The sequence below is a fragment of the Pedococcus sp. P2_E4 genome, from assembly GCF_056403935.1.
This window is the reverse complement of record NZ_JBFUEO010000012.1, coordinates 1-12,259: the sequence shown is the minus strand read 5'-3', so window position 1 is coordinate 12,259 and position 12,259 is coordinate 1. Positions and strand designations below refer to the sequence as shown.

The window sequence follows — 12,259 nt, the reverse complement described above, 5'->3', positions numbered from 1 at the left end:
CGGCTCCTGGGTGAGATGCGGGGTGCTGCTGCGTGGGGGTCTGTGCGTGGGCCACCCTACCTGCGTGCGGAGCGGGTTTCGGGCACCTCGGACCGTCCTGCGTTGCCTGTGACTCGTGTGACAGGAGTGACCACACCGCACGACTTCCTGCTGGCAGATCGGCATGGGAGCCCGGACATCGCTGCCGGTGCCGACGACGAAGCACCGCGTCGGGACGAGGTGGGCCCTCAGCCCTGGGCGATCGCCTCGTGGTGGTGGATCACCTCGGCGATCACGAAGGCCAGGAACTTCTCGGCGAACGTCGGGTCGAGACCGGCGTCGTCCGCGAGCGCGCGCAACCGCGCGACCTGCCGCTCCTCGCGCGCGGGGTCGGCCGGCGGCATACCCTCTCGCGCCTTGAACTCGCCCACCTGCTGGGTGCACTTGAAGCGCTCGGCGAGCAGGTGGATCAAGGCGGCGTCGATGTTGTCGATGCTGGCGCGCAGCCGCACCAGCTCGTGCGGTGTGCCAGCCTCGGCGCCGTCAGGCGCTGCGCGGTGAGGCGCGGCGCTGTCGGGCGCGGCGCTGTCGGGCGATGGGGAGCTCACCCAGCAATCGTAGGTGCGCCCGCTCCGACGACGTCCGGTTGTCTCAGATCCTCGCGGAGCGCGTCGTTGTCACGCTGGAGCCGGTCCACGAGGGTCTCCAGGTCGCGGACACGGCGACGCAGTTCGAGGGTTTCGAGCATCAGTCGCTGGTCGTAGGCGACGCGGTAGCCGACCAGGGCCTTGGCCATGCGGGCTCCTTCCACAGGCGGCACTCATCGCCGGCCTGGGTCTGCCGTAAGGGGGCGTCTCTCAGCGTGACAGCCCCGCGCACGCGGGTCAATGCCGGCGGCCTGCCGTGCGCCCAGCGGGACGGGTCGTTCCCTCGCGGAACGGGAGCTACTTCTCGAAGAACCCGACCAGGTCGTCCTTGGGCGGACCCCACGTGGCGGCGCAGGTGTGCACCTCACCGGGTCGGCGGTGCTGGCTCGGCTTCTCCTCCAGGAGGGTCACCAGCTCGCGCACCTTGTCGGGGTCGCCCTGGGCCACGATCTCGACGCGTCCGTCCCCCGCGTTGCGGGCGTGGCCGACGAGACCGAGCTCCAGGGCCCTCGCCCTGGTCCACCACCGAAAGCCCACACCCTGCACGCGCCCGTGCACCCAGATGACCGCACGCTGCGGACTGCCCGTGTCCATCGCACCACCTCCGAGTCGTCTGCTTCATTTGTACAACCCGCAGACCCGGCTGTCAGGTGCCGGACGTCAGTGCCGGATGGTGCCGGACGTCAGTGCCGGATGTCAGGGGCCGATCGTCACCCGTGCCACGCGGGGCCGGGGCTGGCAGCGCGGGCACGAGAAGGACGAGCGGTTCATGAACGCCTCGCGGCGGATCGGCGTGCCACACCGGTCGCACGGGCGGCCCTCCTGGCCGTAGGCGTGCAGCGAGCGGTCGAAGTACCCGGACGCGCCGTTCACGTTGACGTACAAGGCGTCGAAGCTCGTGCCGCCCTGCCCGAGAGCGGCGAGCATCACCTCGCGCGCGTGGTCGACGATGCGCGACAGGGTCGGCTTGGTGAGCGAGGAGCAGAGCCGCTCGCCGTGCACCTGCGCCAGCCAGAGCGCCTCGTCGGCATAGATGTTGCCCACCCCGGAGACGAGCGACTGGTCGAGCAGGGCGCGCTTGACGGCGGAGTCGCGGGACTTCATCCGGCGCACCACCGAGCCCTGGTCGAACGCCGCCTCCAGCGGGTCGGGGGCGATGTGCGCGATCGTCTCGGGGACGAGTGCGTCCGTCAGCTCGGACAGGGCCATGCCGCCGAACGTGCGCTGGTCGACGAACCTCAGCTCCGGCCCTCCGTCGGCGAAGACGAAGCGGGCGTGCAGGTGCTTCTCGTCGGGTGCGGCGGGGTCCTCGACGAGCAGCTGGCCGCTCATGCCGAGGTGGGCGAGCAGGGCCTGCCGGGACCCGTCCGGCGCGGCGAGGACGAGCCAGAGGTACTTGCCGCGACGACGGGCGGACTCGACGTGGTTGCCCGCGACCCTGGCGGCGAGGTCGGCGGGCCCGGGCAGGTGCCGGCGCGCGACGCGGGCGCCGTGGAACTGGGCGGACTCGATGGTCCGACCGACCACGTGGTCGGCCAGGCCGCGACGGACCACCTCGACCTCGGGGAGCTCGGGCACGACGCCTCTCCTGTGCGGTATGCCGGGTGCTCGCCTAGGAGGGCGAGCCCGCCGTGAGGTCGGCGGCGTCGGCTGCCTCGGCGGCGTCGGAGGCGTCGGCGCGGGCCGCCGTGAGCGCGCGCCAGGCGAGCTCGGCGGCCTTCTGCTCGGCCTCCTTCTTGGAGCGGCCGGTGCCGGACCCGAGCACGACGTCTCCCACCACGGCATTGGCGTGGAAGGTCTTCTCGTGGTCGGGGCCCTCCTCCTCGACGCGGTACTCGGGGACGCCGCTGGACGAGGACGCCGCGAGCTCCTGCAGGCTGGTCTTCCAGTCGAGCCCGGCGCCGAGCGTGGCCGAGGCGGCCATCAGCGGGTCGAGCAGGTGGTGGACGAGGGCGGCGGCGGCCGGCATGCCCGACGACAGGTAGACGGTGCCGATGACGGCCTCCATCGTGTCGGCGAGGATCGAGGCCTTGTCGCGGCCACCGGTGCTCTCCTCGCCGCGGCCGAGCAGCAGGTGCTCACCGAGGCCGAGGGTGCGCGCGACGTCCGCGAGCGCGCGCATGTTGACCACCGCGGCGCGCAGCTTGGCCAGCTGGCCCTCGGGCAGGTCGGGGTGCGTGGTGTAGAGGGTGTCGGTGACCACGAGCCCCAGCACCGAGTCGCCGAGGAACTCGAGGCGCTCGTTGTTGGGCAGGCCGCCGTTCTCGTAGGCGTACGAGCGGTGGGTCAGGGCACGCAGGAGCAGCGGCTCGTCGACGGGGGCGCCGGTCACCTCGGTGAGGTGCTGGGCGAACTCGTCGACGGGCCGCTGGCTCGCGCTGTCCGTCGCCGGAGGCTGGGAGGTCTCGGGCACGGACTGAGTGGAACTCACGCGGGGATCAGGGAAGTCAGCCCTGGTGCTCGGTGCGCTCGGCCGGCGTGTAGTGACGGCCCTTGTAGTAGCCGCACGACGGGCAGGCCACGTGGGGCTGGGTCGGGGCCTTGCACTGGGGGCACGTGGTCAGCGTGGTCGCCGTCGTCTTCCAGTTCGCGCGACGCGAACGGGTGTTGGAGCGCGACGTCTTCCGCTTCGGGACAGCCACGTCAGTTCCTCTTCTCTTCGATGATGCTCTGGGTAGTCGTGCTGTCGGCAGCCAGCGCGGAGAGCGCGGACCACCGGGGGTCGATCACATCGTGCTGGTGGCCGGGGTCGTCGGCCAGGCGCGCTCCACACTCGGAGCACAGCCCGGGGCAGTCGTCCCGGCACACCGGCTTGAACGGCAGTGCAGGCACCACCGTGTCACGGAGCACGGGTTCGAGGTCGAACAGGTCGCCCTCGAGGGTGTGCTCGTCGGTCTCGTCGTCCTCGGCTCCCACCTCACGGTGGTGGGCCGCGCGATCGGCGTAGGCGAACAGCTCCTGGAAGGTCCCGTCAGCGGGATAGCTGACCGGCTCCAGGCACCGCACGCAGGCGCCGGTTGCCGTGGCACTGACCGAGCCGGTCACCAGCACGCCCTCGACCACGGACTCGAGCCGGAGCTCGAGCTCCATCGGGGAGCCCTCGGGCACCGCGATGACGTCCGTGCCGAATTCGGCAGGCGCCTCGACCGTACGCTGGAGGCGTTCCATCGAACCGGGTCGCCGACCGAGCTCCTGGGTGTCGAACACCAGGGGCAGGCGGGGGTCGAGATGGTTCATGGCTCCAGCAAGGGGTCGAGTGACTCGGTCACGCCACGAGGTGGACGTAGACCGACGCACGAGATTACCGGAGCGTCACCCACTCCCCCAAATGCGCGGTGCACGCCGGTGCACCCGGAGGTCGTGGGAGCTCAGGTCACCGAACCCGCAGGCGCTCGAGCAGCGCGTCGCGGACGTGGTCACTGACCAGGCCGGTGATGTCGCCACCGAGGCGAGCGACTTCCTTCACCAGCGAGCTCGAGATGTGCTCGAGGCTCGGGTCGCCGGGCAGGAAGACCGTCTCCACCCCGGTCAGGTGCCGGTTCATCAGCGCCATCGGGAGCTCGTACGCGAAGTCCGTGCCACCGCGCAGCCCCTTGACGACGGCCGTGGCCTCGACATCGCGGCAGACGTCGACCAGCAGGCGGTCCGCGAAGGTCTCGACCCGCACGCCCGGGAGGTCGGCGCAGGCCTCGGCGACCAGCTCCTGCCGCTCCTGCGCGCTGAACGTCCCATGCTTGGCCGGGTTGTGCAGCACGGCCACGACGACCTCGTCCCACAGGTCGGCGGCGCGACGGATCACGTCGACATGGCCCAGGGTCACCGGGTCGTAGGAGCCGGGGCAGACGCACCGCCGGGTCTGGTTGCTGGTCACACGGGAACGCTAGCAGCGCGCCCCCCGTGCCCTGTGGTGGTCACTCCTCCTCGTCGTCCGCAGGGAGCAGGCCCTCGCGGTGCGCCCGGGCGACGATCGCGCGGACGTTGGTGATCGAGCCGGCCGCCTCCTCGAGCAGCTGGTTGCGCCGCGTCGCCCAGGCGACACCGAGCTCCTGGCGAACGTCCTCCGACACCTCGGTCCGGGCCGGGTTGAGGATCGTCTGCTCCTCCTCGCCGATGTGGTGGTTGAGCGCCGTGGCGAGCTCCTCGACCGCGTCGTCGAACTTCTGGGTGTCCGTGCCCTTGCACTCCAGCAGCGCGAGCAGCGCCTCGTTGCCCTCGGCGTGCTCCTCCTCACCGTGCTCCGCCTCGTGCTTGGTGATGGCGCGCTTGCGGTTGAGCTGGGAGTACACCTTCTCCTCCTCGGCCTCGCCGTGCGCGATGAGGACGTGGGCCAGCGCCTCACGGGCGGCCTCGCGGTCGGCGGTCGCGTCACGCAGCTCGCGCAGGAGGGCCTCGAACAGGCGGTGGTCGTCGAGGATGAGGTCGACGACGTCGCCGCTGGTGGGACGGGGAATCTCGGGTGTGGTCATGTCCACACCCTCTCCCACCTGCGGGTTCGTCGCACGGCGGGGGTCGCCTGGGGTGCCGCGTCCCACCCAGCGGACACCGAGTTTGTGGTCGCGTGCGCACCTGCGACACGGTGGAGACGTCCTGACCTCCATCGGAAGGAGAGCCCCGTGCTCACCCTCACCGAGAACGCCAGCACGATCGTGAAGACCATCGTCGACCAGAACCTCACCACCGAGGACGCCGGTCTGCGGTTCAGCCAGGAGGGCGCCGACAGCGGCGGCCTCACCGTGACCACGGCCGAGCAGCCCCTGCCGGGCGACGCGGTCGTCGAGCAGGACGGCGCCAAGGTCTACCTCGACGAGACGGCCTCCGTCGCCCTCAGCGAGCAGGTCCTCGACGCCAACGTCGACGAGACCGGTGGCGTGCAGTTCAGCCTGGTGCCGGCGGCTCCGCCCACGACCTGAGCGACCCGGCACTGCGCGGCGGCAGCTGCGCTGCGACCCGACCGCCCCGTGCGGTCGCGGTCGCGGCGCGGCTGCCGTTCTGCGTGGCGGAGTTCTGCGTTCCTGCCGACGTTGCCGCGGGCGCGTGACGTTGCCGTGGGTGCACTCGCGGCAACGTCACGCGAGCGCGGCAACGTGGCCTGCGGCGTCAGGCGACGACGTCGGGCTTGCGGGGGCCGACGAACCAGATCTTCGTCTCGCCGTAACGTCGTTCGTCCTCCCGCTCCCACTCCCCCGGCCAGCGCGGCTCGGGCGACCGTGACGACCGCTCGACGACGACCAGTGCGTCAGGGTGCAGCCACCGGTGCTCCACCAGCAGCGCGAAGTCGGCGGCCAGCTCCTCCTCGCCGAGGTCGTACGGCGGGTCGCTGAAGACGAGGGTGCACGGGGTCGGTGGCGGGACCGCGAGGGCCCGCTGCACCGTGGTCTGGCGGACGGAGATCCCCGGTATGCCGACCGCTCCGGCGTTCTGGGACGTCACCTTCGCGGCCCGCTTGTCGGACTCCACGAGCAGGACCGAGGCGGCCCCGCGGCTTGCGGCCTCGAGGCCGAGGGCTCCCGACCCGGCATACAGGTCGAGCACGTGGGCACCGAGCAGGACGTCGAGGTGCTCGAGGCGCGAGAACAACGCCTCGCGGACCCGGTCGCTGGTGGGGCGGGTGCCCGAGCCGGCCGGCGTCGCGAGGCGGAGGCCACCGGCCCGCCCACTGATGATCCGCGTCACGGCGGCAAGGTAGCAGCGCGCGCCGACGCGGGGCTCATCCTCCGGGCGCTCAGGGTGCGTGCACCTCGGGGTCGTCGCGGAGGACGTCGAGCAGGAGGGTGAGGACGGCGTCCGGTCGCTCGAGCGAGGGCAGGTGGCCCGCCCAGTCGAGCTCGACCCACTCGGCGCCGGGGATCTGCTCGCCGAGGTGGCGGGCGATCGTGCGGAAGTGGCCGAGGTCGTGCGCGCCGGACACCACCAGCGTGTCTACCGCGAGCGCCGTCGGGTCGACCTCGATCCGGCGGATCGACGGTGGCGGGTCCTGCTCGTCGGCCGCGAGCTGCACCTCGAACGCGCGCCGCTGCATCGTCGCGACCCGTTCGCGGACGTCCGGTCCGGCCTCCGGCCCGACCCAGGTCTGCACGTTGAGCGCCGCCGCTCCCCCGATGTCACCCGCCTCGAGCAGCCGACCCTCCTCGTCGCCGAACGCCTCGAGCGCGGGGGCGTCCGCGTCCGACGGCTCGAGCCCGCGATAGGCGGGGCACAGCAGGACGAGCGAGGACACCCGGGCCGGATGCGCGGTGGCGAGCTCCATGGCCACACGCCCGCCGTACGACGAGCCGACGACGGCGGCACTGTCGACCCCGAGCGAGTCGAACAGGGCGTCGAGGTCGTCGGCGTCGGCGTACTCCTCACCGGGCTGTGGCGAGTCGCCGAACCCCCGCAGGTCCGGGCGGATCACGCGGAACGAGTGGCTCAGGGCCGGCACGAGCGGGTCCCACATCCTGCGGTCGGTCACGGCCGAGTGCAGCAGCAGGACGGGGTGGCCGGAGCCGACTTCGTCGTGGGAGAGGATCACGGTTCCGAGCCTAGGGCGGTCGGCGCGGATCGCGCGCCTGCATATGGGTGGTCTCGGGCCGGCCTGGGCCCCCGGGAGGCCCTCAGCCGCGCTCGAGGAAGGCAGTCTGCTCCTCGTCGACGAGCTCGGCCACGGCTGACGCGAGCTCCGGGCACGCCTCGAGGTCGGGGTCGGCCTCGACGAGGGCCGCCGCGTCCTCGCGAGCCTGGAGGATGACCTCCTCGTCACGCACCAGCGACAGGAACCGGAAGCTGCCCCGACCCATGCCGCGGGTGGACCGGCCGCCACCGCTCTGGCGTCCGCTGAGCAGGTCACCGGTGCCGCGCAGCTCGAGGTCGAGCTGGGCGAGGGCGAAACCGTCCGTGGTGGCGGCCACCGCGTCCAGCCGTTCGCGAGCCCCACCGTCGGCCTCGGCCCCGGTCATGAGCAGGCACAGGCCCGGGTGACCGCCACGACCGACGCGGCCACGCAGCTGGTGCAGCTGGGACACACCGAACCGGTCGGCGTCCATCACGACCATCACGGTCGCGTTCGCCACGTCGACACCGACCTCGATGACCGTGGTCGAGACGAGGACGCCGGTCTCGCCCCGGGTGAACCGCGCCATGGCGGCGTCCTTGTCCTCGGGGGTCATGCGGCCGTGCAGCACGTCCACCGTGATGCCGTCCAGTGCCGGCGAGGACCGCAGCTGGTCAGCCACCGCGAGGGCGCTGGCCCAGGCACGCGGCGCGACCACGTCCTCGCCGGCAGGCGCGTCGCCGCCCCGGCCTCCGCCGGCGTCCCCGCCCCCGGCGTCACCCGGGTCGACGTCAAGGTCACCGTCGCCGAGGTCACCGTCGCCGAGGTCAGCGTCATCGGGCGACCCGTCACGCAGCGCCCCCGAGCCCCGGCGAGCCGGGACCTCGCGGACCTCCTCGTCGAGGACCTCGCCACGCGCGTCCGCGGCGTCCCCGATCCGGGGGCACACGACATACGCCTGGCGGCCGGATCGGACCTCCTCGGCGATGCGCGCCCACGTGCGCTCGACCCAGCGGGGGTTGTCGGTGGGCACGACGTGGGTCGTGATGGGCGCACGGCCCCGGGGCAGCTCGGTCAGGGTCGAGGTCTCCATGTCGCCGAACACGGTCATCGTCACCGTGCGCGGGATCGGTGTGGCCGTCATGACCAACACGTGTGGTGGCTGTTTGGCCTTCTCTCGCAACGCATCTCGCTGTTCGACGCCGAAGCGGTGCTGCTCGTCGACGACCACCAGCGCGAGGTCCTGGAACTGCACGTGCTCCTGGATGAGCGCGTGCGTGCCGATGACGATGCCGGCGTCACCGCTGGCCGCGTCGAGCAGTGACTTCTTGCGGGTGGCGGCCGACTGGCTGCCGGTGAGGAGCACCACGCGGGTGCCGATGTCGCTGCCCCCGAGCATGCCGCCCTCGGCCAGCTCGCCGAGCATGGTCGTGATCGAGCGGTGGTGCTGGGCGGCGAGGACCTCCGTCGGGGCGAGCAGCGCGGCCTGACCACCCGCGTCGACCGCGGCCAGCATCGCCCGGAGCGCGATGACCGTCTTGCCCGAGCCGACCTCGCCCTGGAGCAGCCGGTTCATCGGGGTGTCGCCCGACATCTCGCGGGCCAGGGTCGCGCCGACCTCGCGCTGGCCGGCGGTGAGCTCGAAGGGCAGCCTGGCGTCGAAGGCGTCGAGCAGCCCACCGGGGCCCGGGGTCCGCGCGACCGCCGTGTGCTCGCGGGCGAGCCGGGCCCGGCGCTGCGCCATCAGCGTCTGCAGGACCAGCGCCTCCTCGTAGCGCATCCGCTGCCGCGCCCGATGGACCTGCGCCATCTCGGTCGGGACGTGGATGCCGCGCATCGCCTCGAGCCGGCCGGGCAGCCCGTGCCGGGCCCGCAAGGTGGCCGGGACCGCGTCGGGCAGGTCGTCGAGCTGGTCGAGCGACAGCCGCACGCACTCGGCGACGGCCCAGTTCTGCATCCCCTTGACCTGGAGATAGACCGGGATGGGTCCGCGGTCGGTGGCGCCTTGGCCGAGCCCGCCGTGCATGAGCTGGTATGCCGGGTGCGCCAGCTGCCAGCGCCCGCGGTACATCCCGACGGTGCCGGCGAACAGGGCGGTGGTGCCGGGCACGAGGGCGTCCCGGTGGCCCCACGCCTTGAAGAAGACGAGGTCGACCTCGTGCGCCCCGTCGGTGATCGTGACGGTGAGCATCTCGCCGCGGCGGTTCTTCATCGACCGGGTGCTGGCGGTCTTGACGGTCGCCACCGCGACGACGTACATCCCGACGTGCAGCGTGCCGAGGTCGGCGGTGTGCTCGAGGTAGCGCCGGGGCCAGAACTCCAGGAGGTCGCCCACCACCGTGATGCCGCGGTGCTTCGCCAGCTTGGGCGCCGCGGTGGAGACGAGCTGCGAGAGCCGGGTGGACTCCGTGACGACACCGACCACGCCTACTCGACTCCCAGCAACAGCGGGTAGTGCGGTTGGCCGCCGTCGATGACGCTCACCTCGACGTCGCGGTGCCCTCGCTCGATGCGGGCGCCCAGCTCGTCGGCCAGCCCAGCGGGGGCGTCGGCCCCACCGATGACGGTGACCAGCTCTCCGCCGCTCGACAGCAACCGTCCCACGACGTCGATCGCGACCTCGGCGAGGTCGTCGCCCACGATGACGACGTCTCCGGCCACCACGCCGAGGATGTCGCCCGGGTTGCACGGGCCGGCGGAGGTGAGCGCCTGCTTGCTCGCGACCGCGACGGCCCCGTGCCTGGTCGCCGCGGCGGCGTGGCTCATCGCCGCGGTGTTGCGCGCCGCCGACTGCCCAGGGTCGAAGACGGCGAGCGCGGCGAGGCCCTGGACGGCCGTCGCGGACCGGACCACGTGCAGGTCGAGGCCCTCCTGCGCCGCCGCGCTGGCCGCGGCCTCGGCGGCCATCACCGTGTCGCGGTCGTTGGGCAGGACGATCACCTCGAGCGCGTGGGCACCGCGTGCCGCCGCGAGGAGCTGGCCGGCCGACGCCCGACGCCCGGGTCCGCTGTCGATGACGTGCGCCCCGGCCTCCCGGAACACCTCGGCCAGACCGGGCCCCGCCGCGCAGGCGACCACGGCCACCCCCGTGGCCGGCGGCTGGCCCACCTGGTCGGCGAAGTGGGTGACGCGGACGCGGTAGGGGCGACCTGCGTCCAGGCCTGCCTCGATGGCAGCCCCGACGTCGTCGACGTGCACGTGGATGTTCCAGAGGTCGGGGCCGCCGACGACGAGCAGCGAGTCGCCCAGCCCGTCGAGGGTCTCGCGCAGCGTGGCGGCTCGCTCCTCGTCGGAGTCGCGCAGGAGGTACATGACCTCGTAGGCCGGGCCGCCCGGCTCCAGGTCTGCCTCTCCGGTGGGGGCGCCGCCGGTCGCCCCGGTCGGGGTGACGACCCCGCCGACCTGGCTCCAGTCCTCGCGGCGGCGCATCGCCAGGTCGCCGGCGAGGGGCTCGAGCCGGTCGCCGACGTGGGTGCCGTCCTGGCGCACGACCCGAGCCAGCGCCTCGAGGACGAGCAGGTAGCCCGCGGCGCCGGCGTCGACCACTCCGGCACGTTCGAGGGCGGCGAGCTGGTGGGTGGTGGCCTTCAGGGCGTCGCTGGCCGCGTCGAGGGCCTCCTCGGCGACGGCGGGCAGGCCGCGCTCGACTGCAGCGGCCCCGGCCTGCGCCGCGGCCCGAGCGACCGTGAGGATCGTGCCCTCGGCGGGCCGGGTGACGCTGGCGTAGGCGCGCTCACTGGCACGGATCATGCCGTCGGCGATCGTGGCTGCGTCGGCCTCCTCGACCCCTCGCTCGGCGATGGCCTCGGCGAACCCGCGCACGAGCTGGCTGAGGATGACCCCGGAGTTGCCCCGCGCAGTCAGCAGGATGGCGCGCGCCAGGGCGGTGCACTCCTGCTCGAGGCTGGCCGCGCCGAGGATGCCGGCCTGCTCGTGCTCGGTGCGCACGGCGTCGAGGGCCGCGTCGAGGCTGAGGTAGAGGTTGGTGCCGGTGTCACCGTCGGGGACGGGGTAGACGTTGAGCGCGTCGATCTCTGCCCGGCGTGCGGCGAACGCGGCCCGCGCGAGCACGGCCCAGCGCCGGGCGTCGTCGGCGGTGATGGCTTCGAGCACGCTGGAAGGCTAGTGCCCACGACTGTCACGACGCGGGGAACACCGTCGATGCGCGCGCCTGCCGTGGGCGGTCGACGGCCCCGCCGGCGCGGTCCCGGGGCTCGTTTTGGTCGTTGCGGTGCCCCTCGGCTACGCTTGACCGGTTCCCGTGGACCTCCGAGTCGCTGGCCTGTGCCCGCGCAGCGAGACACCAGGGAGCCACCCCATTCTTGTACGTATCGATTTCAGGAGAACCCCGTGGCTGCCAACTGCGACGTCTGCGGCAAGGGACCGAGCTTCGGTCACAACATCTCGCACTCGCACCGCCGCACCAAGCGTCGCTGGAACCCCAACATCCAGCGTGTCAAGGCTCTGGTCGGTGACGCGGGCGTGACCCCGAAGCGTCTCAATGTCTGCACCTCGTGCCTCAAGGCCGGCAAGGTCAAGCGCTGACCCAGCCCTGCGGCATACCGAATCAAGCCGGACTCCCTCACGGGGAGCCGGCTTTTTTCATGCCCTCACACGCTGAAGTGGTCCCAACCGCGCGCTGACTGAGGCTCACCGTCGAGGGTGATCGCCTCGCCTTCCTCGACGCGGCCGATGACGCGCCATCCGGTCGGGGGCTGCCCGGGGAACGTCGCGAGGAGGCTGTGCTCCTCACCACCGGCCAGGACGCACTCCAGCGCCTGCTCCCCCACGACCTCCGTCAGCGGGTCGACATCGGGCGCGAGCAGGGCGGTCTCGAGCGCCAGGCGGACGCCACTGGCCCGCGCGATGCGGTCGCCGTCGCGCAGCAGCCCGTCCGAGAGATCCAGCATCGAGGTGGCCCCCGCATCCGCGGCCTGCGGCCCCGCCGCGATCGGTGCCTGAGGACGCAGGTGATGGCCCAGGCAATCACGGCGTATGCCGGGTGCGCCGCCCAGCGGGTCGGCGCCGGCCTGGAGCAGCGCGAGCCCGGCCCCGGACCGGCCGAGCGTCCCGGCGACGGCGAGGACGTCGCCGGGCCGGGCAC

Annotated in this window: 16 protein-coding genes; 2 read left to right on the top strand and 14 right to left on the bottom strand. The window is 72.7% G+C overall.

Going from position 1 to position 12,259, the window contains the following annotated elements:
- Positions 1-227: 227 nt before the first annotated feature.
- The 9 genes from AC1DV7_RS08020 to AC1DV7_RS07980 all read right to left on the bottom strand — a co-directional run bounded on the left by AC1DV7_RS08020 (position 228) and on the right by AC1DV7_RS07980 (position 5,092).
- On the bottom strand, positions 228-587 hold the full coding sequence (locus AC1DV7_RS08020; protein ID WP_477596331.1) for a chorismate mutase: 360 nt from the start codon (positions 585-587) through the stop codon (positions 228-230).
- Complete coding sequence (locus AC1DV7_RS08015; RefSeq protein WP_477596329.1) at positions 584-775, bottom strand: hypothetical protein; 192 nt, start codon at positions 773-775, stop codon at positions 584-586. The genes AC1DV7_RS08020 and AC1DV7_RS08015 overlap by 4 nt, the downstream gene beginning before the upstream one ends.
- A 148-nt stretch (positions 776-923) precedes the next feature.
- On the bottom strand, positions 924-1,220 hold the full coding sequence (locus AC1DV7_RS08010; protein ID WP_477596327.1) for an acylphosphatase: 297 nt from the start codon (positions 1,218-1,220) through the stop codon (positions 924-926).
- 102 nt (positions 1,221-1,322) lie between these two features.
- Positions 1,323-2,204: a bifunctional DNA-formamidopyrimidine glycosylase/DNA-(apurinic or apyrimidinic site) lyase gene (gene mutM / locus AC1DV7_RS08005; RefSeq protein WP_477596326.1), complete on the bottom strand. Its 882-nt coding sequence runs from the start codon at positions 2,202-2,204 to the stop codon at positions 1,323-1,325.
- 34 nt (positions 2,205-2,238) lie between these two features.
- On the bottom strand, positions 2,239-3,039 hold the full coding sequence (gene rnc, locus AC1DV7_RS08000; RefSeq protein ID WP_477596324.1) for a ribonuclease III: 801 nt from the start codon (positions 3,037-3,039) through the stop codon (positions 2,239-2,241).
- 34 nt (positions 3,040-3,073) lie between these two features.
- Entirely contained in the window at positions 3,074-3,268 is a 195-nt protein-coding gene (gene rpmF, locus AC1DV7_RS07995) for a 50S ribosomal protein L32 (RefSeq protein WP_477596323.1), read from the bottom strand.
- A gap of 1 nt (position 3,269) precedes the next feature.
- Positions 3,270-3,863: a YceD family protein gene (locus tag AC1DV7_RS07990; protein ID WP_477596321.1), complete on the bottom strand. Its 594-nt coding sequence runs from the start codon at positions 3,861-3,863 to the stop codon at positions 3,270-3,272.
- 136 nt (positions 3,864-3,999) lie between these two features.
- Complete coding sequence (coaD, locus tag AC1DV7_RS07985; protein WP_477596319.1) at positions 4,000-4,497, bottom strand: pantetheine-phosphate adenylyltransferase; 498 nt, start codon at positions 4,495-4,497, stop codon at positions 4,000-4,002.
- Positions 4,498-4,537: 40 nt separating this feature from the next.
- Positions 4,538-5,092 (bottom strand): hemerythrin domain-containing protein, encoded by a 555-nt coding sequence (locus tag AC1DV7_RS07980; protein WP_477596317.1) that lies wholly within the window; start codon positions 5,090-5,092, stop codon positions 4,538-4,540.
- A gap of 147 nt (positions 5,093-5,239) precedes the next feature.
- On the opposite strand from AC1DV7_RS07980, the gene AC1DV7_RS07975 reads away from it, so the two are divergent.
- The gene (locus AC1DV7_RS07975; protein WP_477596316.1) at positions 5,240-5,536 is read left to right on the top strand and encodes a hypothetical protein; all 297 of its coding nucleotides are present in this window, start codon (positions 5,240-5,242) and stop codon (positions 5,534-5,536) included.
- Positions 5,537-5,723: 187 nt separating this feature from the next.
- Here the strand turns inward: AC1DV7_RS07975 and rsmD are convergent, their stop codons facing one another.
- The 4 genes from rsmD to AC1DV7_RS07955 all read right to left on the bottom strand — a co-directional run bounded on the left by rsmD (position 5,724) and on the right by AC1DV7_RS07955 (position 11,268).
- Positions 5,724-6,299, bottom strand: a complete 576-nt coding sequence (gene rsmD, locus AC1DV7_RS07970; protein WP_477596314.1) for a 16S rRNA (guanine(966)-N(2))-methyltransferase RsmD — start codon at positions 6,297-6,299, stop codon at positions 5,724-5,726.
- Between the two features lie 49 nt (positions 6,300-6,348).
- Entirely contained in the window at positions 6,349-7,137 is a 789-nt protein-coding gene (locus AC1DV7_RS07965; RefSeq protein WP_477596312.1) for an alpha/beta fold hydrolase, read from the bottom strand.
- 82 nt (positions 7,138-7,219) lie between these two features.
- Positions 7,220-9,580 carry an ATP-dependent DNA helicase RecG gene (locus AC1DV7_RS07960; RefSeq protein ID WP_477596310.1) on the bottom strand — a complete coding sequence of 787 codons (2,361 nt, stop codon included), beginning with the start codon at positions 9,578-9,580 and terminating at the stop codon, positions 7,220-7,222.
- Positions 9,581-9,582: 2 nt separating this feature from the next.
- Entirely contained in the window at positions 9,583-11,268 is a 1,686-nt protein-coding gene (locus AC1DV7_RS07955; protein ID WP_477596308.1) for a DAK2 domain-containing protein, read from the bottom strand.
- Between the two features lie 237 nt (positions 11,269-11,505).
- Here AC1DV7_RS07955 and rpmB point away from each other — a divergent pair, with 237 nt between their 5' ends.
- On the top strand, positions 11,506-11,700 hold the full coding sequence (gene rpmB, locus AC1DV7_RS07950) for a 50S ribosomal protein L28 (RefSeq protein ID WP_055814433.1): 195 nt from the start codon (positions 11,506-11,508) through the stop codon (positions 11,698-11,700).
- A gap of 65 nt (positions 11,701-11,765) precedes the next feature.
- Here rpmB and AC1DV7_RS07945 read toward each other — a convergent pair.
- On the bottom strand, positions 11,766-12,259 hold a 494-nt coding region (locus AC1DV7_RS07945; RefSeq protein WP_477596306.1), incomplete at its 5' end, for a thiamine-phosphate kinase.

What these genes read in the sequence shown, in the direction of transcription:
- AC1DV7_RS08015 (WP_477596329.1), bottom strand. Translation starts at nt 775, where the DNA reads ATGGCCAAGGCCCTGGTCGGCTACCGCGTCGCCTACGACCAGCGACTG.
- AC1DV7_RS08010 (WP_477596327.1), bottom strand. Translation starts at nt 1,220, where the DNA reads ATGGACACGGGCAGTCCGCAGCGTGCGGTCATCTGGGTGCACGGGCGC.
- AC1DV7_RS07990 (WP_477596321.1), bottom strand. Translation starts at nt 3,863, where the DNA reads ATGAACCATCTCGACCCCCGCCTGCCCCTGGTGTTCGACACCCAGGAG.
- AC1DV7_RS07980 (WP_477596317.1), bottom strand. Translation starts at nt 5,092, where the DNA reads ATGACCACACCCGAGATTCCCCGTCCCACCAGCGGCGACGTCGTCGAC.